General features: G+C 71.0%; 21 protein-coding genes. 15 read left to right on the top strand and 6 right to left on the bottom strand.

Annotated elements, in window-relative coordinates; genetic code table 11:
* Nucleotides 1-64 precede the first annotated feature (64 nt).
* Nucleotides 65-1141 (bottom strand): redox-regulated ATPase YchF, encoded by a 1077-nt coding sequence (ychF, locus tag AMO33_RS24905; protein ID WP_060594474.1) that lies wholly within the window; start codon nt 1139-1141, stop codon nt 65-67.
* Nucleotides 1142-1226: 85 nt separating this feature from the next.
* Between ychF and AMO33_RS24900 the strand changes: the two genes are divergently transcribed.
* The 6 genes from AMO33_RS24900 to AMO33_RS24875 all read left to right on the top strand — a co-directional run bounded on the left by AMO33_RS24900 (nt 1227) and on the right by AMO33_RS24875 (nt 7168).
* The gene (locus AMO33_RS24900) at nt 1227-2063 is read left to right on the top strand and encodes an AraC family transcriptional regulator (RefSeq protein WP_011211322.1); all 837 of its coding nucleotides are present in this window, start codon (nt 1227-1229) and stop codon (nt 2061-2063) included.
* A gap of 10 nt (nt 2064-2073) precedes the next feature.
* On the top strand, nt 2074-2502 hold the full coding sequence (locus AMO33_RS24895; RefSeq protein ID WP_060594473.1) for a VOC family protein: 429 nt from the start codon (nt 2074-2076) through the stop codon (nt 2500-2502).
* Nucleotides 2503-2630: 128 nt separating this feature from the next.
* Nucleotides 2631-4907, top strand: a complete 2277-nt coding sequence (locus AMO33_RS24890; protein WP_060594472.1) for a carbon starvation CstA family protein — start codon at nt 2631-2633, stop codon at nt 4905-4907.
* A complete protein-coding gene (locus AMO33_RS24885; RefSeq protein ID WP_060594471.1) occupies nt 4907-5107 on the top strand; it encodes a YbdD/YjiX family protein in 201 nt (66 codons plus the stop codon). The genes AMO33_RS24890 and AMO33_RS24885 overlap by 1 nt, the downstream gene beginning before the upstream one ends.
* Before the next feature lie 71 nt (nt 5108-5178).
* A complete protein-coding gene (locus tag AMO33_RS24880; protein ID WP_060594470.1) occupies nt 5179-6621 on the top strand; it encodes an AlkA N-terminal domain-containing protein in 1443 nt (480 codons plus the stop codon).
* 31 nt (nt 6622-6652) lie between these two features.
* A complete protein-coding gene (locus AMO33_RS24875; RefSeq protein ID WP_060594469.1) occupies nt 6653-7168 on the top strand; it encodes a methylated-DNA--[protein]-cysteine S-methyltransferase in 516 nt (171 codons plus the stop codon).
* A 19-nt stretch (nt 7169-7187) separates the two neighbouring features.
* Here AMO33_RS24875 and AMO33_RS24870 read toward each other — a convergent pair whose 3' ends face one another.
* Complete coding sequence (locus AMO33_RS24870; RefSeq protein ID WP_060594468.1) at nt 7188-10367, bottom strand: AAA family ATPase; 3180 nt, start codon at nt 10365-10367, stop codon at nt 7188-7190.
* A 28-nt stretch (nt 10368-10395) separates the two neighbouring features.
* The gene (locus tag AMO33_RS24865) at nt 10396-11580 is read right to left on the bottom strand and encodes an exonuclease SbcCD subunit D (protein WP_011211329.1); all 1185 of its coding nucleotides are present in this window, start codon (nt 11578-11580) and stop codon (nt 10396-10398) included.
* 877 nt (nt 11581-12457) lie between these two features.
* Here AMO33_RS24865 and AMO33_RS24860 point away from each other — a divergent pair.
* Complete coding sequence (locus tag AMO33_RS24860) at nt 12458-13315, top strand: DUF6542 domain-containing protein (protein ID WP_011211330.1); 858 nt, start codon at nt 12458-12460, stop codon at nt 13313-13315.
* Nucleotides 13316-13369: 54 nt separating this feature from the next.
* Here AMO33_RS24860 and AMO33_RS24855 read toward each other — a convergent pair whose 3' ends face one another.
* The gene (locus AMO33_RS24855) at nt 13370-14380 is read right to left on the bottom strand and encodes a 4-hydroxy-3-methylbut-2-enyl diphosphate reductase (RefSeq protein WP_011211331.1); all 1011 of its coding nucleotides are present in this window, start codon (nt 14378-14380) and stop codon (nt 13370-13372) included.
* 88 nt (nt 14381-14468) lie between these two features.
* On the opposite strand from AMO33_RS24855, the gene AMO33_RS24850 reads away from it, so the two are divergent.
* From AMO33_RS24850 to AMO33_RS24840, 3 genes are all read left to right on the top strand, one after another.
* On the top strand, nt 14469-15182 hold the full coding sequence (locus AMO33_RS24850; protein ID WP_060594467.1) for a lipid droplet-associated protein: 714 nt from the start codon (nt 14469-14471) through the stop codon (nt 15180-15182).
* Nucleotides 15183-15252: 70 nt separating this feature from the next.
* On the top strand, nt 15253-16530 hold the full coding sequence (xseA, locus tag AMO33_RS24845; RefSeq protein ID WP_060594466.1) for an exodeoxyribonuclease VII large subunit: 1278 nt from the start codon (nt 15253-15255) through the stop codon (nt 16528-16530).
* 2 nt (nt 16531-16532) lie between these two features.
* Complete coding sequence (locus tag AMO33_RS24840) at nt 16533-16769, top strand: exodeoxyribonuclease VII small subunit (protein ID WP_011211334.1); 237 nt, start codon at nt 16533-16535, stop codon at nt 16767-16769.
* Between the two features lie 77 nt (nt 16770-16846).
* Here AMO33_RS24840 and AMO33_RS24835 read toward each other — a convergent pair whose 3' ends face one another.
* Nucleotides 16847-17413 (bottom strand): DUF4245 domain-containing protein, encoded by a 567-nt coding sequence (locus AMO33_RS24835; protein ID WP_060594465.1) that lies wholly within the window; start codon nt 17411-17413, stop codon nt 16847-16849.
* 128 nt (nt 17414-17541) lie between these two features.
* Here AMO33_RS24835 and glpX point away from each other — a divergent pair, with 128 nt between their 5' ends.
* The 4 genes from glpX (at nt 17542) to AMO33_RS24815 (ending at nt 22131) form a co-directional block, all read left to right on the top strand.
* Nucleotides 17542-18585 carry a class II fructose-bisphosphatase gene (glpX, locus tag AMO33_RS24830; RefSeq protein WP_011211336.1) on the top strand — a complete coding sequence of 348 codons (1044 nt, stop codon included), beginning with the start codon at nt 17542-17544 and terminating at the stop codon, nt 18583-18585.
* A 119-nt stretch (nt 18586-18704) separates the two neighbouring features.
* On the top strand, nt 18705-20108 hold the full coding sequence (locus tag AMO33_RS24825; RefSeq protein WP_011211337.1) for a class II fumarate hydratase: 1404 nt from the start codon (nt 18705-18707) through the stop codon (nt 20106-20108).
* An 81-nt stretch (nt 20109-20189) separates the two neighbouring features.
* Nucleotides 20190-20843 carry a Uma2 family endonuclease gene (locus AMO33_RS24820; protein WP_060594464.1) on the top strand — a complete coding sequence of 218 codons (654 nt, stop codon included), beginning with the start codon at nt 20190-20192 and terminating at the stop codon, nt 20841-20843.
* A 178-nt stretch (nt 20844-21021) separates the two neighbouring features.
* A complete protein-coding gene (locus tag AMO33_RS24815; protein WP_060594463.1) occupies nt 21022-22131 on the top strand; it encodes a helix-turn-helix domain-containing protein in 1110 nt (369 codons plus the stop codon).
* Between the two features lie 10 nt (nt 22132-22141).
* On the opposite strand, the gene AMO33_RS24810 is transcribed toward AMO33_RS24815, so the two are convergent.
* Nucleotides 22142-22390 carry a hypothetical protein gene (locus AMO33_RS24810; protein ID WP_139337548.1) on the bottom strand — a complete coding sequence of 83 codons (249 nt, stop codon included), beginning with the start codon at nt 22388-22390 and terminating at the stop codon, nt 22142-22144.
* A 267-nt stretch (nt 22391-22657) separates the two neighbouring features.
* On the opposite strand from AMO33_RS24810, the gene AMO33_RS31755 reads away from it, so the two are divergent.
* Entirely contained in the window at nt 22658-22993 is a 336-nt protein-coding gene (locus AMO33_RS31755; protein WP_159005474.1) for a hypothetical protein, read from the top strand.
* The last annotated feature ends 134 nt before the right edge of the window (nt 22994-23127 follow it).

Raw genomic sequence — 23127 nt, 5'->3', positions numbered from 1 at the left:
CCGGGGAGGCGTACCGGGCCTGCGCCGAGTGCGGCCGGGACTGCGAGCCCGTCCTTTCGCTGTTCTACGAGTGCCGGAACTCCACGACGTCGCCGTCGGCCATGACGTAGTCCTTACCTTCCATCCGCACCTTGCCCGCGGCCTTGGCGGCCGCCATCGACCCCGCCTCGACCAGGTCGTCGAACGCCACGATCTCGGCCTTGATGAAGCCGCGCTCGAAGTCGGTGTGGATGACGCCTGCGGCCTTCGGGGCGGTGTCGCCCTGGTGGATGGTCCACGCCCGCGCTTCCTTGGGCCCGGCGGTCAGGTAGGTCTGCAGGCCGAGGGTGTGGAAGCCGGCGCGAGCGAGGGCGTGCAGGCCCGGTTCGGTCTGGCCGATGGATTCGAGCAGTTCGGCGGCGGATTCGTCGTCGAGTTCGAGGAGCTCGGCTTCCACCTTGGCGTCGAGGAACACCGCGTCGGCGGGGGCCACGGAGGCCTTCAGCGACTCCTTGCGTGCCTCGTCGGTGAGCACGGACTCGTCGGCGTTGAAGACGTACAGGAACGGCTTGATGGTCAGCAGCGACAGTTCCTTGAGCAGGTCGGTGTCGACCTCGTTCCGGGCGGCGAACAGGGTCTTTCCGCTGTTGAGGATCTCCTGGGCGGCCTTGGCGGCGTCGGCGACGGGCTTGCGGTCCTTCTTGACCTTGGCTTCCTTGTCGAGACGGACGACGGCCTTCTCCAGGGTCTGCAGGTCGGCGAGGATGAGCTCGGTTTCGATGACCTCGATGTCGGCGGCGGGGTCGACGCGGCCGTCGACGTGCACCACGTCGTCGTCGGCGAACACGCGCACCACCTGGCAGATGGCGTCGGCTTCGCGGATGTTGGCGAGGAACTTGTTGCCCAGACCCGCGCCCTCGGAGGCGCCCTTGACGATGCCGGCGATGTCGACGAACGACACGGTGGCGGGCACGATGCGCTCGGAGCCGAAGATCTCGGCCAGCTTCTCCAGCCTCGGGTCCGGCAGCGGGACCACGCCGACGTTGGGTTCGATGGTCGCGAACGGGTAGTTCGCGGCCAGCACGTCGTTCTTGGTCAGCGCGTTGAACAGCGTCGACTTTCCGACGTTGGGCAGGCCGACGATTCCGAGGGTGAGACTCACAGGTCGGAAAGTCTACGCGCCGGGCCGCGGGCGCCGAGCGGCGCCGTCGCTCGTGCCGGTCGGTGGGCGGGCGTAGCGTGAACGCATGGAGCCGACCACCGAGGTGGTGACCGCGCGGCCCGCCCCCGCGCTGGCGGGATTCATCGATCACTACACCGGCTACCGGATGACCGGGTACGCGCCCGGCCTGCACCGGGGGCTGCCGTCGCGGCACCTCACCTTCATCGTCGCCATCGGCCCGACCATCGACGTGGTCGAGCAGACCGACCGCACCCAGAGCCCGGGCGACTACCGCTGCGTGCTCAGCGGACTCCAGGCGAGCGCGGCGGCGATCGCGCACAACGGGCACCAAGAGGGTGTCGGGATCGAGTTGACCCCGCTGGGGTGCCGGGTGCTGTTCGGGCTGCCGGCGGGAGCGCTGTGGAACACGACGCTGGAATGCGCGGAGATCGCGGGACCGGCCGCGGACGAGCTGTGGGAGCGGTTGCAGGGGCCCGCGTCGTGGCGGGAGCGGTTCGCGGTGTGCGACGAGGTGCTGACCAGGCTCGCCTGCCCGGACCGGCTGGTGGTGCCGGAGCTGGCGTGGGCCTGGCGGGCGGTGGTCGACAGCGGCGGCGCGGTGCACGTGGGCGCGTTGGCCGAGCGGATCGGGTGGAGCCGCCAGCACCTCACCCGGCGGTTCGCCACGGAGTTCGGCCTCGGCCCGAAGCTGGCCGCGCGCATCACCCGCTTCGAGCGAGCCAGGCGGATGCTGGAGCGCACGCCGTCGTTCGTGACGATCGCCCAGGTCGCGGCGGCCTGCGGCTACTACGACCAGGCGCACCTGAACCGTGATTTCGCCGAACTGGCCGGGTGCAGCCCGACCACCTGGCTGGCGCAGGAGGTTCCATCCGTCCAAGACGAGAACACCGCGCGCGGATGACCCTGGAGTCATGACCGATTCGACGACCACTCCGGCAGCAACCCGCACCCGCACCGCCGTCTGGCCGTGCCTGACCTTCCGCGATGCCAACGCCATGAGCGCGTTCCTGGTGAACGCCTTCGGCTTCGAGCAGACCGCCGCCTACACCCGCGCCGACGACCCCTCGATCGTCGAGCACGGCGAACTGCGCTGGCCGCTCGGCGGCGGCGTCATGTACGGCTCGGCGGGCAAGGACGACTCCGTCTTCGGACAGCGCACACCGGGCAACGACTCGATCTACCTCGTCTGCGACGACCCCGACGGGCTGTTCGCCCGCGCCACCGCCGCCGGCGCCGAGGTGGTGCTCGGGCTCCGCGACGAGGACTACGGATCGCGCGGCTTCACCGTGCGCGACCCGGAGGGCAACATCTGGAGTTTCGGCACCTACTGGGGCGACTGAGCGCCGGGGCCGGGCACCACCCGGCCCCGCACAACGCTGCGGCGACGATGCCCCCAAACCGCTCAGCGCGCCCGGACCATCCGATACGCTGTCATCTGTTTCATGTCCTGCGTCACCAGGAGTAGCAGATGGCGACAATCGAATATCTGCGGACCGACCCCGACCTGCCCCCGGTGGGCGTGGTCGACCGATCCCCCATGACCCCGGCCAAGAAGGCCGTCCTCGCCGGGATCGCGATACTCGGCGCCGTCGCCTGGTCGATCCTCGCCCTCGCGCGCGGCGAGAACGTCAACGCGGTGTGGATCGTCATCGCGGCGGTGTGTACGTATGTGATCGCCTACCGCCTCTACGCGCGGTTCATCGAATGGAAGATCACCAAGCCGCGCGACGACCTCGCCACCCCGGCCGAAATCCTGGAGAACGGCAAGGATTTCATGCCGATGGACCGCCGGGTCCTCTACGGCCACCACTTCGCGGCCATCGCGGGCGCGGGCCCGCTGGTCGGTCCGGTGCTGGCGGCGCAGATGGGGTATCTGCCGGGCACCATCTGGATCGTGGTCGGCGTATGTCTGGCCGGTGCGGTGCAGGACTACCTGGTGCTGTGGGCTTCGACGAAACGGCGCGGGCGCAGCCTCGGGCAGATGGCGCGCGACGAGCTCGGCGTGGTCGGCGGTGTCGCGGCCATCGCCGCGATCATCGTGATCATGATGATCCTGCTGGCGGTGCTGGCGCTGGTCGTCGTGAACGCGCTCGGCGAGAGCCCATGGGGTGTGTTCTCCATCGCCATGACCATCCCCATCGCCCTGTTCATGGGCATCTACCTGCGGTTCCTGCGGCCGGGCAAGGTGGGCGAGGTGTCGGTGATCGGCATCGCGCTGCTGCTGCTGGCCATCGTCGCCGGTGGCTGGGTGTCGGAAACCGACTGGGGCACCGACTGGTTCACGCTCTCGCGCACCACCATCGCCTGGCTGCTGATCGGCTACGGCTTCCTCGCCTCGGTGCTGCCGGTGTGGCTGCTGCTGGCGCCGCGCGACTACCTGTCGACGTTCATGAAGATCGGCACCATCGGCCTGCTGGCCATCGGCATCCTGGTCACCATGCCGGTGCTGAAGGCGCCCGCGATCTCCGAATTCGCCACCAGTGGTACCGGTCCCGCCTTCGCGGGCAGCCTGTTCCCGTTCCTGTTCATCACCATCGCCTGCGGCGCGCTCTCGGGCTTCCACGCGCTGATCTCCTCCGGCACCACTCCCAAACTGCTGGAGAAGGAATCGCACGCGAAGATGATCGGCTACGGCGGCATGCTGATGGAGTCGTTCGTCGCGGTGATGGCCATCATCACCGCCACCATCATCGACCAGCACCTCTACTTCGGCATGAACGCGCCGCTCGGGCTCACCGGCGGCACCCCCGAGAAGGCGGCCCAATACACCAACTCGCTCGGCCTGTCCGGTCCGCCCGCCACCGCGGAGGCCTTCGCGGGAGCGGCCGCCGACGTCGGTGAGAACACCATCATCTCCCGCACCGGCGGCGCGCCGACCCTGGCCGTCGGCATCTCCGAGGTGTTCCACCGCTTCCTCGGCGGGGAGAGCATGAAGTCGTTCTGGTACCACTTCGCGATCATGTTCGAGGCGCTGTTCATCCTCACCACCATCGACGCGGGCACCCGCGTCGCGCGGTTCATGGTCTCGGACGCGTTGGGCAACTTCGGTGGTCCGCTGCGCAAGTTCAAGGACCCGTCGTGGCGGGTGGGCGCCTGGGTCTGCTCGGTGGTCGTGGTCGCCGCGTGGGGCTCGATCCTGCTGATGGGCGTGAACGATCCGCTGGGCGGCATCAACGCCCTCTACCCGCTGTTCGGCATCGCCAACCAGCTGCTGGCCGCGGTGGCGTTGACCGTCGTGCTGACCATCATCGTGAAGAAGGGCCTGGTGAAATGGGCCTGGATTCCCGGCATCCCGCTGGTGTGGGATCTGCTGGTGACGATGACGGCCTCCTGGCAGAAGATCTTCTCCGCCGACCCGAAGGTCGGCTATTGGAAGCAGCACAGCCTGTGCCAGCAGGCGCAGGAGGCGGGCACACTCTGCCTGACGGCCAAGACGCCGCAGGAGGTGGACGTGGTGGTGCGCAACACCTTCATCCAGGGCACGCTCTCGATCGTGTTCGCGGTGCTGGTGCTGGTGGTGGCCGTCGTCGGCACCATCGTGTGCCTGCGGGCCTGGCGGGCCGGGGAGAGTCCGACCACCGAGTCGCCGGAGGAGCCGTCGAAGATCTTCGCGCCCAGCGGCTTCATCGCCACACCCGCCGAGCGGGAGGTGCAGAAGGAGTGGGACGCGCTGATCGCGGCGGGCAAGGTGCGCGCGCCCGGCGCGGCGCACCAGGCACCCGACAAGACCGAATCGAGGGCGTGATGGGCGCGGGGCAGCGGCTGCGCGACGGGGTGCGCGCGGTGCTCTGGTGGTGTGATTCGGTGGTCGGCGGGCAGGACTACCAGCGCTACGTCGCGCACCTGCGCCGCAGGCACCCGGATCGGCCGGTCCCCAGCGAACGGGAGTACTGGCGCACCCGGCACGCCGAGGCCGAGCGCAATCCGGCCAGCCGCTGCTGCTGAGCGCGTAGGCGTCGAGCGCGGGGGTCGTCGCGTCCGATTTCCGCTAGCACCGCCGTCGGGCAGGTGCGATCGTGGACTGCGTGACGATCACCGCGCTGGATTTCGAACGCTGCTATCGAGCGGTCTCCACCAGGGACTCCCGCTTCGACGGCCAGTTCTTCACGGCGGTGCGCACCACGGGGATCTACTGTCGGCCGTCCTGCCCGGCGATCACCCCCAAGCGCGCCAACGTGACGTTCCTGCCGACCGCCGCGGCCGCGCAGCAGGCGGGCTACCGCGCCTGCCGCCGCTGCCTGCCCGATGCCGCGCCGGGCTCCCCGCTGTGGAACACGCGCGCCGACCTGGCCGCGCGGGCGATGCGGCTGATCGGCGACGGCGTGATCGAACGCGGCGGCGTGCCCGCGCTGGCGGCGGCACTGGGCTACTCCCAGCGGCAGCTGACCCGGGTGCTGACCACCGAACTCGGCGCGGGCCCGCTGGCGTTGGCGCGCGCCCACCGCGCCCACACCGCGCGGCTGCTGATCCAGACCACCGACATGCCGATGTCGGATGTCGCGTTCGCGGCCGGATTCGCAAGCATCCGCCAGTTCAACGACACGGTGCGCGAGGTGTTCGCCGTCAGCCCGACGGTGATGCGCGCCGAGGCCAAGCGGTCCCGGCGCAGCGCACCGGCCACCAACGGCACGCTGACGCTGCGGCTGCCGTTCCGGGAACCCCTGGACCGCGCCTGGCTGGAGTGGTTCCTGAGCGCGCACGCGGCACCCGGCATGGAGTCGTGGGCGGACGGCACCTACACCCGCGCCCTGCGGACACCGCACGGGCACGCGATCGTGCGGCTCGGGTTCCGCGACGACCATGTGCGGGCCCAGCTCGCGCTGCACGACATGCGCGATCTGGCGCCGACGGTGGCGCGGGTGCGGCACCTGCTCGACCTCGATGCCGACCCGATGGGGATCGACGAAGTGCTGGGGGTCGCGCCGGGCATCCGGGTGCCCGGCTGCCTGGAACCGGCGGAGTTGTTGCTGCGCACCATGATCGGGCAGCAGATCTCGGTGGGTGCGGCGGCCACGCACACCGCGCGGCTGGTGGCGGCGCTGGGCGAGCCCGTGGACGGGGCCGCGCTGCGGCTGTTCCCCACCGCCGCCACCCTCGCCGAACACGGCGCCGACGTGCTCACCGGACCCGCCCGCCGGGTGCGGTCGATCGTGCGGGCCGCCGACGCCGTCGCCTCCGGTGAACTGGCGTTGCATCAGGGCCGCACGGCCACCGACCTGCGAGCCGACCTGTTGGCGCTCGACGGCGTGGGCCCCTGGACCGCCGACTACGTCACCATGCGATTGCTCGCCGACCCCGACATCCTGCTCAGCACCGACCTGGTCGTCCGGCAGGGCGCCGACCTGCTCGGCCTCGACCTCGCCGACACCGCCCGCTGGGCGCCGTGGCGGTCCTACCTGTCCATGCACCTGTGGAAGACCGCGCTGGCCGCCCGCGTTCCCGGCCGCCGCGCGGGCTGACCCGAACTCCCGACGAAAGCGAGCCCCTCCCATGTCCATCACCACAGCCGACTACGCCATCACCGACACCCCCATCGGGCCGTTCACCGCACTCGCCGATCGCGACGGCGCCGTCCTGGCCGCGGGCTGGACCGCCGACCCGGCGGAGCTGCGCCTGCTCGTGCATCCGGCGCTGCGCCCCGCCGAGCTGTGCGAACGCGACGACCTCGGCGAGATCACCCGCGCGGTGCTGGCCTACCACGGCGGCGACACCGCCGCGATCGACCCGGTGCCCGTCCGCCAGCGCTCCGGCGAATTCCTCACCCACGCCTGGGACGTCCTGCGCAAGATCCCCGCCGGCGACCCGGTGACCTACACCGAGTTCGCCGCCCTCGCCGGACGCCCCGCCGCCACCCGCGCCGCCGCCAACGCCTGCGCCCGCAACGCCGCCGCCCTGTTCGTCCCGTGCCACCGGGTCCTGCGGATCGGCGGTGCGCTGGGCGGCTTCCGGTGGGGACTGCCCGCCAAGCGGTGGCTGCTCGACCACGAGGCGCGCGGCCGACGGTGAGAACGTTCCCGGCGCGGCGTCAGGCGACCGTCGTCTCCAGCCGCGAACCGTCACGTCCGCGGATGACGTGCAAGCGGCTGGGGATGCGCTGGCGCATCTCGTCCACGTGGCTGACGATGCCGACCACCCGGCCGCCCGCCCGCAGTTCGTCGAGGACGCCCATGACGGCGTCCAGGGTGTCGGCGTCGAGACTGCCGAAACCCTCGTCGATGAACAGGGTGTCCAGCACGACGCCGCCGGATTCGGCGGCGACGGTGTCGGCCAGGCCGAGGGCCAGCGCCAGGGAGGCCATGAAGGTCTCGCCGCCGGACAGGGTCTTGGCCGGGCGGACCGCGCCGGTGTAGTCGTCGCGGATGTCCAGGCCCAACCCGCCGCGGCGGCCACGCGGGCCCGCCTTGTCGGAATGCACGAATTCGTAACGCCCGCCCGACATCCGGCGCAACCGCACCGAGCCGGCGAGCGCGACCTCCTCGAGCCGGGCCGCCAGCACATAGGAGCGCAGCGACATGCGGCGGTTGTTCTCGCCGCGCCCGGCGACCACGTCGGCGAGGCGGTCGAGTTCGTCGTGGGCGCGTTGCAGCGGGGCGAGGCGGTCGACCTCGGTCCACAGCTGGGTGCCGAGTTCCTCGAGCAGTTGCACCCGCCTGCCCGCCTCCGCCTTGGCCGCCACCGCGGCGTTCGAGCGCTGCTGCGCGTGGGTCAGCGCCTGCTCGACCGCGACCAGGTCGCCCGGTTCGGCCGCGGCGGCGGCCTGGATCTCCGGCTCGGCCAAGACCGCTTCGGCAGCGGCGCGGGCGCGGTCGGCGGCAGTCAGTTCGGCCTCGATCTCGTCCTGCCGCGGCCGGGGCCGGGCGGCCGCGTTCACCACGCGAGCGAACGCGGTGAGCCGGGCGACCTCGTCCTCGGGCACCGCATCCGGCACGAACCCCGCCGCGGCGGCGAGGTTTTCGACGCGCTTGGCGACCACGGTGACGTGCTGGCGGGCCGTGGCGACGGCGGCGCGGGCCCGGAGCAACACGGTCGCGGTGTCGATGAGCGCTTCCAGGCGCGTGCGCCGTCGCTCGACATCGGTGTCCGCGCCCGCAGCCCGGCGCAGGCTTTCCGTCGCCCGGGCCAGGCGATCCTCGGTGGCGGCGATCCGGGCGGCCACGGCGCTGCGCCGGGCCTCGGCCGCGCGCAGGTCGTCGTGGCTGCGGGCCTCCTCGCCACGCAACCGGTCCAGCTCCGCCTGGGCGGCCTCGCGCTGCGCCGCCGTGTCGGCCGCATCCTCGTAGCGGGCGGTGGCCGAGCGCAGTGCGGCGGCCAGCTCGACACGGTCGGTGTCGCCGCCCCGGGCGATGAGCGCTTCGATCTCGCGCTCCAATCCCGCGATGCGGGCGCCGATCTCGTCGCGGCGCTGCTCGGCCGCCCGTTCGGCGGCGACGGCGGCGTCCTCAGCCTCTTTCGACACCGCGCGGTCGGCGGGTTCGGCCGGGGCGGGATGCTCATGCGACCCACACACCGCGCAGGGCTGCCCGTCGACCAGCGCGCTCGCCAGCTCGGCGGCCATCCCCGCCAGTCGCCGCTCCCGCACCTCGAGCACCCGCTCGCGCGCGTCGTTGTGCGCGGCACGAGCCGTCTCGAATTCCACGCGGGTCGCGTCCAGCGCGGTGCGGCGCTTGGCCAGCTCCACCGCGGCGCTCGCGGCGGATTGCAGACGTTCGCACTCGGCGGCCAGTGCGGGCAGCGCGGCGGCCGCGTCACCCGCTTCCCGCAACCGGCGGTCCGCGGCGGTGATCGACTCCGGCAGGGCCGCCCGGCGCTCGATCAGTTCCGCGGTCCGACGTGCCAGGTCGTCGTCCTCGGCCCGCAGGTTCGCCAGCTCGGCCCTCGATTCGGCGGCGGTCGTCGCGTCGGCACGAACGGCGTCCAGTGCGCCGATCAGGGTGCTCCACCTGCGCACCGCGGCGTCGAGGTCGGCGTCGTCGCGCAGGTGGGGGTCGGTGATCTCCGAGCCCGCCGCACGTCCCGCCGCTGCGCCCTCCGGCTCCTGAGAGCCGAGAGCCGAAGCCATGCCGGTGGTTTCGGCGACGGGCGCGCCTTCGCGTGATGAACCCCGCGCAACCGCACCATCATCCCAGACCAGCAGGTCGGCGCGGAGGTCGGCGGCCTCGGGGACGGCGAGCGCGGTGGCGAGAGCTCGGGCGGCCGTGCGGGCTTCGTTCTCGCGGTGGCGCGATTCCATGACGGCGGCCCGGGCTTCGTCGATGGCTTCGGTGACCGGCTGGGCGCGGCGGGCGGCCTCGAGTTCCGCTCGGCGGGCGCCGCGCTGATCGGCGGTGGCGTGGTAGCGGGTGAGCTGGTCGTGCGCGGCGGCCATCCGGCGGCGCAGGTCGTCGAGGGTGCGCAGTTCCTCGGCTTCCTTGCGCAGATGGGCGCATTCCTGTTCGCGCGCTGCGGCGTCGGCGGTGGCGGCGGCCAGCTCGTCCCGGGCGGTGGCGAGCAGTTCCTGGGACCAGTCCACGCACTCGAGCACCCCGACCGATTCGGTGACGCTCAACCCCGCCGCGCCGCGGATCTGGGCGATCAGCCGCTCGATGCCCTGCTTGCGCTGTTCGAGATCGGCGGCCGACGCGCGGCGCCGCTCGGCCAGCCACTGTTCGGCCACGCCGAAACGGCGGGTGTCGAACAGCTTTTCCAGCAGCTTCTCGCGGTCCTCGTTCTCCGCGCGCAGGAACCGCGCGAAATCGCCCTGCGGCAGCAGCACCACCTGGAAGAACTGGTCGGCGCTCATGCCGAGCAGCCGCACGATCTCCTCACCGATATCGGGGATGCGGGACAGGTTCTCCCCGCGCCCGTCCAGCCACTCCAACGTCGCCTTCGGCTGCTCGGTGCGCACGCCGCTGCCGCGCAGCTTGGGCCGCTCGAACTCCGGCGAGCGGGTCAGCCGCAGCCGCCGGCCACCCAACGTCGCCTCCAGCACCACCCGCGGCGGCGTCTGCGCGGGCGCGTGGTCGGAATGCAGTCGTTTGCTCTCCCCGCGCGCGCCGGGCACCCGCCCGTACAGCGCGAACGCGATGGCGTCGAGCACGGTGGTCTTGCCCGCGCCGGTCTGGCCGTGCAACAGGAACAGCCCGTCGGCGCCGAGCGCGTCGAAATCGACCACCGTCGGCCGCGCGAACGGGCCGAACGCCGTCATCTCCAGCCGATGCAGCCTCACCCGGCCACCTCACCCACCCCCGACTCCCTCACGCCGACAATTCCTCGGCCGCATCCGATCCGGCGAGCACCGCGGCACCCTCCGGCTCGGTGACACCCGCGGCCAACGCCCGCTCCAGCCACCGCAATTCCGCCGTCGACGGCTCACCCCGCACATCGGTGAGGAAACTGCGCGCGACCTCCGCGTCATCGCGCCCGCGCACCCGCTCCCGATAATGCAGCACCGAATCGGCGTCCGGCCGAACCCATTCCACGTGGACCGCGTGCGGGAACCGGTTCCGCAGCCGGCGCATCGCGTCGATCGGGCGCGCCGTATCGGTCAACGTCGCCGACACGTAATGCGCCACCGCGTCCTCGTGCGCCGGATCGGACAGCAACTCCTCGAGCGTGCCGGTCAACCGGCTCAAACCCCGCACCACCGGCAGATCCCGACGCCGCACCTCGGCCACCCCCGACTCGTCCAGATCAATGATCCACACCGCCTTGCGGTGCGACGCCTCCCCGAACGAATACGGCAGCGGCGAACCCGAATACCGCACCGACGCCGACAACGTCTGCGGCGAATGCAGATGCCCGAGCGCCACGTAATCGACACCGTCGAACGCCGACAACGGCACCGTCTCCACGCCGCCCACCGAAATCGAGCGCTCCGACCCCGTCGCCGCCCCACCGACCACGAACGCGTGCGCGAGTACCACCGACCGCACTCCCGGTCTGCCCGCCAGATCCGCCCGCACCCGATCCATCACCACATCCAGCACCTCGGCGTGCGAGCGTGCCCGCGGCACACCCAACTCCCCGCGCACCACCTCCGGCTCCAGATACGGAATGCCGTAGAAGGCCACCTCACCCGCATCGTCACGCAACACGATCGGCCGGTCCGCCTCCGCCAACCGCGTCCGCAGATACAACCCGCCCGCCGCCGCGAAACTCGCCCCCGCCCCGAGCCGAGCAGGCGAATCATGATTGCCCGACGTCGCCACGATCACCGCACCCGCGGCCCTGATCGCCTCCAAACCCCTGGTGCACACCGCGATCGCGTCCGCACTGGGAATCGAGCGGTCGTAGACGTCACCCGGCACCACCACCACGTCCACCGACTCCTCGGCCACCAGCTCCGCGATCGCCGCCAGCGAGCGCGCCTGATCGACGAGCAGATCGACGCCGTGAAACGTCCGGCCCACATGCCAATCCGAGGTGTGCAGCAGCCGCATGATTCGACACCGTAAGCCCTCCCACCGACAGGGTTCGATTTGCCCTCCTTCGTCGGGCGGGTCGCGGCTGTGTCTTCTTGCCGCTCCTTCGTCGCGGCGGGTCGCGGCCCCCAGGTGTCTCGCGTGGGGGAGCCCGCGGCTTGCTCCTTCGTCGCTTGCGCCGCGGGCTCCCCCACGCGAGACAGCCGCGACCGTTGTGTGTTGTCTCTCGCTTCGCTCGAAACGGAGGTATTCCGTTTAGGTGGGCGGGGGTGGGAGGTGGGTGGGGGCGAGTGCAACCAGGCCCCATCGGCGCTGGATGACCCGGACGGCCCAGAGGCCGGGCGGTGCGACGGCTGGACGGTGCGGAGGCCGGGCGGCCCCAAAGGCTGGCCGGGGCGGAGGCGGGACGACCCGAACGCTGGACAGCCCACAGACTCACCAGAGGCCCAAGCCGGACGACCCGAACGCTGGACAGCCCACAGACCCCGCCGAAGGCCCAGACCGGACAACCCGAACGCTGGACAGCCCCCAAACGCGCCGGACGCCCAGACCGGACGACCCGAACGCGGACGGTGGCGGAGGCCGGGTGATCCGGAGGCCGGGCGGCGTGGAGGGTGGACGGGGCCGAGTCGGACATGGTGGGCTCGGTGCGCTGTGAGCTTGCTTTCGGGGATTGTGGAAGTGCGGTGCCGGGCTCGAGTCGACGGCGACGGGCGACGCGGGCACAGCCCGGCAAGGGCGTGCCGGCCGTGCCCCACCGGCGTGAGGGCAGGACACCATCGCGGTTCGAGCGAAGCGAGAGGCGGCACACAATGGTCGCCGCGACGAAGGAGCGGCAAAACAAGCCCAGCGCGGCAGATCGACGGCACAAAAGCAACACAGTTAGGGTCTTTGTGTGGCTGCTTCCCAACGTGTGCGATCCCGGGTGCCCGCGCTGCAGCGTTCGATCCTGCCGACGGTGCCGGGTGTGCCGGCATGGTCGGCTGTCCTGATCGCGATCGGCTGCACGCTCCTGGGCTTCCTGCTCGACGCGCGCGGCGACGCCGTCGACCTGACTTCCACGTTCGCGGTGCTCTATGTCGTCGGCTGCGTGGCGGCGGTGCTTGCGGTGCGGATGCGGGGGTTGTTCACCACCTTGGTGTTGCCGCCGTTGCTGTTGTTCGTCGCGGTGCCGCTGGCGTATCAGCAGCTCAGCGGGGGTGGGTCGACCGGGCTGAAGGACATCCTGCTCAATCTGGCGATTCCGCTGGTGAACCGCTTCCCGACGATGATGCTGGCCACCGTGCTGGTGCTGTTGATCGGTGGCTACCGGATCGTGAGCTATCGCAGGGAGACCGGTGCCGGACATCGCGACGAGGTGAAGCGGGCGACCAGTTGGGGACGCACGCCGGCCCCGAAGAAGAAGCCTGCCCGGAAGGCGCCCGAGCCGGTGTCGGCGCGGAAGAAGGTCAGGCGACCGCGTCCCGAGGTCGATGAGCCCGAGACGGACAAGTACGAGGCGCCCTTGCTGGGCAGGCGCCCGCCGCGCGATGTCGCGGACGTGCCGCCGCGGGTCAACGGCAGGCCGCCGCGGGAGGGCAGGCCGCCGGTGCGTGGTGCGGCGCGGCCGACGGCGGCGATGTCGCGCGCCGAGGCGGAGGCCGCTCCGCGGGCGCGGGCGCGCGGCTCGGTGCCACCGCATCCCCAGCCGAATGTCCGGTACCGCGATCGCGAGCCGGGACGCCCGCAGCGGCGTAAGCCGGAGAGCCTGTGACGACGACGGCCGCCCCGCGGGATGCGGGGCGGCCGTTCGAGCGGATGGGCAGGGTCAGCGACGCGTGGTGCGCAGTTCCCGCGGCAGGGCGAAGACCAGGGTCTCGTTGGCGGTGGTGACCGGCTGCACGTCGGCGTATCCGTGCTCGGCCAGCATGTCCAGCACGCCGCGCACCAGGATCTCCGGCACCGAGGCGCCCGAGGTGATGCCGATGGTGCGCACGCCCTCCAGCCAGGCCGGATCGACCTCGCGGGCGTAGTCGACCAGGTGGGCGGCCTTGGCGCCCGCGTTGAGCGCGACCTCGACCAGGCGCACCGAGTTCGAGGAGTTGCGCGAGCCGACCACGATCACGAGATCGCATTCGGGGGCCATCGCCTTCACCGCGACCTGGCGGTTCTGGGTGGCGTAGCAGATGTCGTCGCTGGGCGGGTCCTGGAGCGAGGGGAAGCGCTCGCGCAGCCGCTGCACGGTCTCCATCGTCTCGTCGACGCTCAGGGTGGTCTGGGACAGCCAGATCACCTTGTTCTCGTCGCGCACCCGCACGCGGTCCACCGCGTCGGGTCCGTCGACGAGCTGCACGTGCTCGGGCGCCTCACCGGCGGTGCCTTCGACCTCCTCGTGGCCTTCGTGGCCGATCAGCAGGATGTCGTAGTCGTCGCGGGCGAAGCGCTTGGCCTCCTGGTGCACCTTGGTGACCAGCGGACAGGTCGCGTCGATGGTGTGCAGGTTGCGGGCGGCGGCGGCCTCGTGCACCGCGGGTGAGACGCCGTGCGCGGAGAACACGACGACCGCGCCCTCGGGCACCTCGGCGGTGTCGTCGACGAAGACGACGCCGCGCTCGCGCAGGGTCTCCACCACGTGCCGGTTGTGCACGATCTCCTTGCGCACGTAGATCGGCGCGCCGTGCTTCTCCAGCGCCTTCTCCACGGTCTCGACGGCGCGGTCGACGCCCGCGCAGTAGCCGCGTGGCTCGGCGAGCAGCACGCGCTTGGCGGTGTCGGCGTCGACTGTCGCGGTGCCCGCGGAGCGAGCGATTCCGACGTTCAAGGGGATGGCCGAAGACATGCCCACAGCTTACGTGTGCATCCGGTGCCGGGTCGTCCGGCGGCGGTGCGGTCTTTGCAGATCACAGCCCATCGGGCAGGCTAGGAGCATGTTTCGACCACCGTTCCTGGCCCGGGTGGCCGCCGGCGCCGCCGTCTATGCCCTGGAAGAAACCCGTCGGCTACCGACCGCCGCGATGAACTTCCCGATCACCGCGATCAGCCAGATCCTGCAGACCAGCATGCACGTCCAGCAGTTCGTGACCAGCCTCGCTCTCAAGGGTGACGCGGTCTTCGACCGACTGTCCCATACCACGCAGGAACAGCCGGAATGGGCGACCTTCGACGAGGACCTCACCGATCAGCAAACCGGCGGCAATGAGTTCGCCGCCTGGGCCAGCCGTTTCGACCTCTACACCGCCGACGAGCCCGCCAGCGGTAACGGCCATCACAACGGCAGCGATTCCACCGCGCAGCGGGCCGGGTCCGACGAGAAGCCCGCGACCGCCGTCGATACCGCGGACGCGCCGTCGGAATCCGAAGAACCCCAGCTCAGCGTTGTCCCCGAGGCCGAAGTTGTCGAGGCCGAAGCGCCCGAGCCGGAGGCGGCCGAGCCCGAGGTGGACGAGCCGGAGGTGGACGAGCCGGAGGTCGCCAAGCGGTACGACTACGCGACCATGACGCTGGCGCAGCTGCGGGCCCGCCTGCGCATGCTGACGGTGGAAGATCTGCAGGCTCTGCTCGACTACGAGCAGCGGACCCAGGCCAGGGCGGCGTTCGTGACGATGCTCACCAACCGGATCGCCACCGTCCAGGCCCAGTGACACCCGGCCGGGCGCGCCGTGGACCGGCCGTGCGGCGTATCGGTCGGTCCCGGCGCGTATACCTGTGCGCATGACACAGGACGGTTCGGCGCCCGCCAACTCCGCCGAGCACCCGTGGCCGGTGCGCTCGGTGTCGGTCAAGGTGATGCAGTGGATCGATCGCCTGGGCAGCATCTGGGTGGAGGGCCAGATCACCCAGATCAACCTGCGCCCCGGCGCCCGCACCGCGTTCCTGGTGCTGCGCGATCCGTCTGCCGACATGTCGTTGCAGGTCACCTGTGATCCCGAACTCATCCGCCGCAGCCCGGTGCCGTTGCAGGAGGGCAGCCGTGTCGTCGTCTACGGCAAGCTGGTGTTCTTCCCGGCCCGCGGCAGCATCTCGCTGCGGGTGCTGGAGATCCGGCCGGTGGGCGTCGGGGAGCTGCTGGCCCGGATCGAGCGGCTGAAGGCGCTGCTGGCCGCCGAGGGCTTGTTCGACGAGCGGCTCAAACGGCCGATCCCGTTCCTGCCGAAGGTGGTCGGGCTGATCACCGGCCGCGGCGGCGCAGCCGAGCACGATGTGCTCACCGTCGCGAGGAACCGGTGGCCCGCGGTGCGTTTCGAGGTGCGCAACACCGCGGTGCAGGGGCCGACCGCGGTGCCGCAGATCCTGTCCGCGCTGGCCGAACTCGACCGGCATCCCGAGGTCGAGGTGATCGTGCTCGCCCGCGGCGGCGGCAGCGTGGAGGACCTGCTGCCCTTCTCCGACGAGGCGCTGTGCCGGGCCATCGTCGCCGCGACCACCCCGATCGTCAGCGCGATCGGCCACGAACCGGACAACCCGCTGTCGGACTACGTCGCCGACCTGCGCGCGGCCACCCCCACCGACGCGGCGAAGCGCGTGGTGCCCGACGCCGCCGCCGAACTCGCCCTCGTGCGCGAGCTGCGCGCCCGTTCGGCGGCGGCCCTGCGCGGCTGGGTGGACCGGGAGGCAAGGGCGCTGGCGCAACTGCGCTCGCGCCCGGTGCTGGCCGACCCGCTGCGCGAGATCGACCGGCGCGCCACCGAGATCGAACGGCTGCGCGCCGACGCCAGGCGCTGCGTGCGGCATCTGATCCGCACCGAATCCACCGCGACCGCGCACCTGCGGGAAAAGCTCACGGCGGTGGGTCCGGCCGCCACCCTGGCCCGCGGTTACGCTGTGGTGCAACGGGTCACCGGCCCGGAGCGGCACGTGGTGCGCAGCATCGCCGACTCGCCCGCGGGCAGCCAGCTGCGCATCCGCGTCGCCGACGGCGCGGTCGCCGCGGCCGCGCTCGGCACCACCGCCGCGGGCACCCGCACCGCCGACGACACAGGAGGGAACTGACCTTGGCCGACTCGGACAAGGACGAGCTGGCCGAGATCGCCGGCTTCGGCTACGAACGCGCCCGCGACGAACTGGTCAACGTCGTGAAGATGCTCGAACAGGGCGGCATGGATCTGGACGAGTCGCTGGCGCTGTGGGAGCGCGGCGAGGCGCTGGCCAACCGGTGCGAGGAGCATCTGGCCGGGGCGCGTAAACGGGTCGAGGACGCGCTCGCCGGATCCGAATCCGACGAGTCCTGAATCCGACGAGTCCTGAATCCGACGAGTCCTGAATCCGACGAGTCCGAGCCGAGTCCCCCGGTCCCGGCCGGCGGGCGTCAGCGGGCGAGCGGCTGCGCGGCGGTGACCGCCCGCGCGAGCGTGGTGAACGCCGCCTCGTCGCCCGCGCCCGTGATCAGCACCCGCACGTCGCCGAAGTCGGCGATCCAGGCGGTTTCCTCGGTCGGTTCGGCGTAGACGATCCACTTCTGGTCGCCGATCTGCTGGGCTCCGCCGGCGTAGCGGGAGCCGAGCACGAAGCGGGCCAGCGATTCCTCGGTGGCGCTGCTCTGCGTCAAACGCATGTAGGTGCCCTGCTCGGTGATGTAGCCGACCGTGCTGACCGGGCCGCCGCCCTCGCCGGTGATGGTGTCGCGGCTGCCGGAGTTCGACGTCCACGAGTCGGGCACCTCGGGGTTGCGGATCGGGAACGGCAGCGAGCGCGCGTCCGACTGCAGTGCCGCGTCGACGTCGAAGTGGGGAATCTGTCCCTGTGTCGGTCCCTGCGCGGAGAAGCTGCACTGGCTGGCCAGTCCGGCGAAGACCACGGCGATCAGCACGAGCGGGATCAGCGAGAAGAACAGATCCCGGTAGTCGTGCAGGATGCGTGGCTTTTGGTAGGACACGCTCCCAGTATCCACATCCGCGGGCGAGCCCCGGGCACGCACCCCGGCCGCCCGGAGGGGTGCACGGACCGGCGGCCATGTAATGAGACAATTGTCCGGTAACACACAACCCGAGGAGGCACCCCGCTATGACGGCATCTTCGCCAGCACCCAGCCGCCGCGAGGCCCCGGACCGCAACCTTGCGCTCGAGCTCGTCCGCGTCACCGAGGCGGGCGCGATGGCCGCGGGCCGCTGGGTCGGTCGCGGTGACAAGGAGGGTGGCGACGGTGCCGCCGTCGACGCGATGCGGCAGCTGGTCAGCTCGGTGTCCATGCGCGGCATCGTGGTGATCGGCGAGGGCGAGAAGGACGAGGCGCCCATGCTGTACAACGGCGAGGCGGTCGGTGACGGCACCGGGCCCGAGGTCGACTTCGCGGTCGACCCGATCGACGGCACCACGCTGATGTCGAAGGGCTCGCCGGGCGCCATCTCGGTGCTCGCGGTCGCCGAGCGCGGCGCGATGTTCGACCCCTCGGCCGTGTTCTACATGCACAAGATCGCCGTCGGCCCGGAGGCCGCCGATGTGATCGACATCTCCGCCCCCATCGGCGAGAACATCCGCCGGGTGGCGAAGGCGAAGAGCCTGAGCGTCTCCGACGTGACCGTGTGCATCCTGGACCGTCCCCGCCACGCGGAGCTGATCCAGCAGGTCCGCGACGCGGGCGCGCGCATCCGCCTCATCTCCGACGGCGACGTGGCCGGCGCCATCTCCACCGCGCGGCCGGAATCGGGCACCGACATCCTGGTCGGCATCGGCGGCACGCCCGAGGGCATCATCGCCGCGGCCGCGCTGCGCTGTATGGGCGGCGCGCTGCAGGGCATGCTGGCGCCCAAGGACGACGAGGAGCGGCAGAAGGCCATCGACGCCGGGCACGACCTGGACCGCGTGCTCAGCACCGAGGATCTCGTCTCCGGCGACAACGTCTTCTTCTGCGCCACCGGCGTCACCGACGGCGACCTGCTGCGCGGCGTCCGCTACTACGGCGGCGGCGCCTCCACCCAGTCGATCGTGATGCGCTCCAAGTCGGGCACCGTGCGCATGATCGACGCCTACCACCGCCTCACCAAGCTGCGCGAGTACTCCTCGGTGGACTTCCACGGCGACGAGGACGCGGTTCCGCCGCTGCCCTGACCCGTGCGTACACGGCGGCCGCGTCCCGCTCCCCGGGCGCGGCCGCTGTCGTGTGTCGTGGCCCATTCCGGCGTGCGTGGCGGCCCCACGCGTCGGACTCGCGGCATAGGGTCGAAACCATGACCGAGGAGACGCAGTACCGCATCGAACACGACACCATGGGCGAGGTACGGGTCCCGGCGCACGCGTTGTGGCGGGCGCAGACCCAGCGGGCCGTGGAGAACTTCCCGATCAGCGGCCGCGGTCTCGAGCGCGCGCAGATCCGCGCGCTCGGACTGCTCAAGGCCGCCTGCGCGAAGGTGAACAAGGATCTGGGCCTGCTCGATCCCGTCAAGGCCGACGCCATCATCGCCGCGGCCACCGAGATCGCCGAGGGCAAGCACGACGACCAGTTCCCCATCGACGTCTTCCAGACCGGTTCGGGCACCAGCTCCAACATGAACGCCAACGAGGTGATCGCCTCCATCGCCGCCGCCAACGGCGTGCAGGTGCACCCGAACGACGACGTCAACATGTCGCAGTCGTCCAACGACACCTTCCCCACCGCCACCCACGTGGCCGCCACCGAAGGCGTCATCAAGGATCTCGTGCCCGCCCTGGAACACCTGCGGCTGGCGTTGCTGGACAAGGCGACCGAATGGCGCACCGTCGTCAAGTCCGGCCGCACCCATCTGATGGACGCGGTGCCGGTGACCCTCGGCCAGGAATTCGGCGGCTACACCCGCCAGATCGCCGCGGGCATCGACCGCCTGATGGCCACCCTCCCCCGCCTCGGCGAACTCCCCATCGGCGGTACCGCGGTCGGCACCGGCCTCAACGCGCCCGCCGGGTTCGGCGCGAAAGTCGTTGCCGAGCTGGTGAAGTCGACCGACATCGACGCCCTCTCCGAGGCCACCGACCACTTCGAGGCCCAAGCCGCTCGCGACGGTCTGGTCGAACTCTCCGGCGCCCTGCGCACCGTGGCGGTCAGCCTCACCAAGATCGCCAACGACATCCGTTGGATGGGCTCCGGCCCGCTCACCGGCCTGGCCGAACTCCAGCTGCCCGATCTGCAGCCCGGCAGCTCGATCATGCCCGGCAAGGTCAACCCGGTGCTGCCCGAGGCGGTCACCCAGGTCGCCGCCCAGGTGATCGGCAACGACGCCACCGTCGCCTTCTCCGGCGCGAGCGGCGCGTTCGAACTCAACGTCTACATCCCGGTGATGGCCCGCAACGTGCTCGAGTCGATCCGCCTGCTGGCCAACGTCTCCCGCCTGTTCGCCGACAAGTGCATCCGCGGCCTCACCGCCGACGTCGACCGCCTGCGCACCCTCGCCGAATCCTCCCCCTCCATCGTCACCCCCCTCAACTCCGCCATCGGCTACGAGGAGGCCGCCGCGGTGGCGAAGGAGGCGTTGAAGGAGAAGAAGACGATCCGCCAGACCGTCATCGACCGCGGGCTGATCGGCGAGAAGCTGACCGAGGAGGAGCTGGACCGACGGCTGGACGTGCTGTCGATGACGAAGGTGAACGAAGCGGAATAGGGCGCGACGGGTGGAACGACCGGTAACCAGCCGGTCGTCCCGTCCCAGGTCGGCGAGCCGGTTTCAGCCTAGGATGGCTTCATGTCCCGTCCGAGGATCGAGGAACCGGACCTCCCCGAGTACATGACCTGGGAGGAGCTGGAACAGCTCCCGGCCGAGATCGCTGACCAGATCGAATTGTGGGACGGCCGGGTCGTGTGGGTCCGACGCGGCCCGACCGAACACCAGATGTTCACCGTCCGCATGCGCAACGAGATCGAACGTTGTGCGCGCAAGAGCATGTCGGAGCACCCGGAAACCTGCTGGAAGGTCAACGTGGAGACGAATGTCTTCCTCGGCACCAGCGGCAAATCCGACTTCCTGACGCCCGACTTCCTGGTGCACCGGTGCCTGGGTGCACCGTTCCAGGACGTTCGCGCCGCGGACACCCTGCTGGTCGGTGAGGTGTTGTCGCCCGCCGACACGCACACCGATATCGAGGCGAAAAAGGGCCGCTATGCCGGGGCCGGTATTCCCTGGTACTGGGAAGTGGCGATCGCGCGGACCGCGAGCGCGATCGCGACGGTGCGGGCGTATGTCCTCGAGACCGGACACGGCCGGATTCCCGAGGGCGTGCGCCCGCTGCGTCCGGCCAACTACCTGCTGGTCGGCGAATGGGCGGCGGGTGACGCGGCGGGTGTGCGGATCGAATTCCCTTTCCCGATCGACATCCCCTGGTCGGAACTCGAATACTGAACGCCTCTATCGGCAGGCTCCCGGCGTCTGGGGATGAGCCACCAGACGCCGAGGCCGTGCGGAACGCTACCGGGCGAATTTCGCGAATTCGGGCGCTGTGGTGTTGACAGCTGTTCACAACGGATTCCACTGCCCGCGAAAGCATTTGGGTAACGGCCATGAGGCGTAGCGTGGCCGTATGGGGTCTGGAATCGATGGCGCCGCCTTGCGTGCCGCGCGCGAGGCCGCAGGTGTCTCGCTGTCGGTGCTCGCCGTGCGCACCAACTACTCGAAGTCACTGCTCGCATTGCTGGAGACCGGGAAGCGCACCATTCACGCCGACCATGTCCGGGCGTACTCGCGCGCGCTGGGGGTCTCGATCGGCGCACTCGATGTGCCACCGAACGACCCGCTGCGTGCGGCGCACGAATGGCTGGTTCGTGATCAGCCTGCATCCGCGGAGGGGCGGGCCGGGCGGCGGGTGGGGGCCGGGCTCGCCGCGGCGATGGAGCGGCGGGTGGCCCAGCTTCGGCGGTTGGACGACGAGGTCGGGTCGGGCGCGCTGTACCCGCTGGTGGCGGGTGAGTTGTCCAGAGCGAAATCCCTTGTCCGCGAAGCAACCTACGGACCGGAGGTGGGACGGCGTCTCTTCACGGTCGTGGCCGAACTCTGCCAACTCGCCGGATGGGTGGCCTCGGATGCGGGTAGGTACGGCGAGGCGCAGCGGACCTACCTGGAGGGTGTGTCGGCGGCCGGCCGGGCCGGTGCGCGCACCCTCGCCGCCCAACTGCTCTCGTCCCTGAGCTACCAGATCGCCAACGTCGGCGATCCCGCCGACGCGCTGCTTCTGGCGCAGACCGCGGTCGCCGGTGCCGAGGGGGCGACACCGGCGGTGCGTGCGCTGCTGCTCGAACGAGTCGCGTGGGCGGCGGCGCGAGCCCGTGACACGGCCGCCACCCGACGCGCCTTGGACGCCGTGGACGACGCCTTCGATCACCGCGGCACGGAACCGGACCCGGACTGGGTCTACTGGCTGAACCGAGACGAGATCGACGTCATGGCGGGCCGCTGCCACGTCGAGCTCGGCGATCCCGTGCGGGCCGAACCGCTGCTGGCGCGCGTGATCGAGCGGTATCCGGCCCATCACGAGCGGGAGCGGGCGCTCTATCGCACGTGGCTGGCGGAGGCGCTCGCGCGCGCGGGCAGGCTCGCCGACGCGCGCGAGGTGCTCGCCCTGATACCCGGCCAGATCGACTCCGACCGGGTGCGGCGACGGCTCGCAGTGGTGGCCGGGCTGATGACGGGCTGAGGGTCGGCCGTCACTGTGCCCACAGCCGGGCACACGGCAGGGGCGGCAGGTCCGCGCTGACGTGGTCGTCGACCGTCACGATCAGGTCCAGTCGCGTGCGCCTGGCGATCTCGGTGGCCACATCCCTGGCCTGTTCCGCGCACGCCTGGAAGTCGAGGACGAGAGTGCCGAGCACGATCCGGATATGGCGCATCGCCGGGCGCGGCGGCGGAGGTGCCCACGGCTGACCGTCGGGGGGACGGCGTGCGATGACGTCCATGCGAATACCTCCGTCGCGGGCGCCCCCGGCCCCGGCGCGATTTCACCGCACGTCGCCGGAGACGTGCGGCGAGGTCGCCTCAGAACCGGATAACGCAATCGACGGTACGAACCGCGGCGGCGGCGCGGCACCCTCCCGCCCGAATACTGGTACTTCTGACGAAATATGGCCCCCTGCCCAGTGAGATCGGGTCATCACCTCCGCAGCCTTCGGTTCGGGACTGCCGGTGCGCGAAGGGCAGCGGTGGGCGGCCAGGGCGAGCCTCAGATGGAGGACGGCGGCGACGGCCGCCGCATGCATACCGGTGAGAAACGCGGACTCGGCGTCGGCGGCCGCCAGGTCGGTCAGCGCGGGAAGGTGCAGGGTCTCGTCCTGTGGTGGGTCGACTCGGCTGGGACGGCTCTGGTGGACCGAAACCGCAAGACGCCGAACGAGGAGGTGGTGCGCAGGAGAACTTCTCGTCACCCGCCGCTAACCCCGCGTGACGAACCAACACTGAACGAACGCCGAGCTCGCCTTGCCTTCATAGAGTTCGAGATCGTCCGCCATCCGAAAGTCCGTTTCCGCCATCCGACAGCACGTCGGCTCGACAGATGCAGCTGACCACGAACGGGGTAGACGCATGCCGGTATCGTGTCCGACTGGACACCTACGGGAGGGCGTTGAGGTGGCGAGCGGACAACAGGCAGCAGCCCAGCTTCGGCAGGCGGCAGATTCGGGCGAGCTGTCTATGAGCC

The sequence above is a fragment of the Nocardia farcinica genome (assembly GCF_001182745.1).
Classification (GTDB): Bacteria; Actinomycetota; Actinomycetes; order Mycobacteriales; family Mycobacteriaceae; genus Nocardia; species Nocardia farcinica.
This window is presented reverse-complemented; position numbering and strand designations above follow the sequence as displayed.

Coding starts and splice junctions, on each gene's coding strand:
- AMO33_RS24900 (WP_011211322.1), top strand. CDS start 1,227: ATGGAGCCGACCACCGAGGTGGTGACCGCGCGGCCCGCCCCCGCGCTG.
- AMO33_RS24895 (WP_060594473.1), top strand. CDS start 2,074: ATGACCGATTCGACGACCACTCCGGCAGCAACCCGCACCCGCACCGCC.
- AMO33_RS24890 (WP_060594472.1), top strand. CDS start 2,631: ATGGCGACAATCGAATATCTGCGGACCGACCCCGACCTGCCCCCGGTG.
- AMO33_RS24885 (WP_060594471.1), top strand. CDS start 4,907: ATGGGCGCGGGGCAGCGGCTGCGCGACGGGGTGCGCGCGGTGCTCTGG.
- AMO33_RS24875 (WP_060594469.1), top strand. CDS start 6,653: ATGTCCATCACCACAGCCGACTACGCCATCACCGACACCCCCATCGGG.
- AMO33_RS24865 (WP_011211329.1), bottom strand. CDS start 11,580: ATGCGGCTGCTGCACACCTCGGATTGGCATGTGGGCCGGACGTTTCAC.
- AMO33_RS24855 (WP_011211331.1), bottom strand. CDS start 14,380: ATGTCTTCGGCCATCCCCTTGAACGTCGGAATCGCTCGCTCCGCGGGC.
- AMO33_RS24850 (WP_060594467.1), top strand. CDS start 14,469: ATGTTTCGACCACCGTTCCTGGCCCGGGTGGCCGCCGGCGCCGCCGTC.
- xseA (WP_060594466.1), top strand. CDS start 15,253: ATGACACAGGACGGTTCGGCGCCCGCCAACTCCGCCGAGCACCCGTGG.
- glpX (WP_011211336.1), top strand. CDS start 17,542: ATGACGGCATCTTCGCCAGCACCCAGCCGCCGCGAGGCCCCGGACCGC.
- AMO33_RS24825 (WP_011211337.1), top strand. CDS start 18,705: ATGACCGAGGAGACGCAGTACCGCATCGAACACGACACCATGGGCGAG.
- AMO33_RS24820 (WP_060594464.1), top strand. CDS start 20,190: ATGTCCCGTCCGAGGATCGAGGAACCGGACCTCCCCGAGTACATGACC.
- AMO33_RS24815 (WP_060594463.1), top strand. CDS start 21,022: ATGGGGTCTGGAATCGATGGCGCCGCCTTGCGTGCCGCGCGCGAGGCC.
- AMO33_RS24810 (WP_139337548.1), bottom strand. CDS start 22,390: ATGGACGTCATCGCACGCCGTCCCCCCGACGGTCAGCCGTGGGCACCT.
- AMO33_RS31755 (WP_159005474.1), top strand. CDS start 22,658: ATGGAGGACGGCGGCGACGGCCGCCGCATGCATACCGGTGAGAAACGC.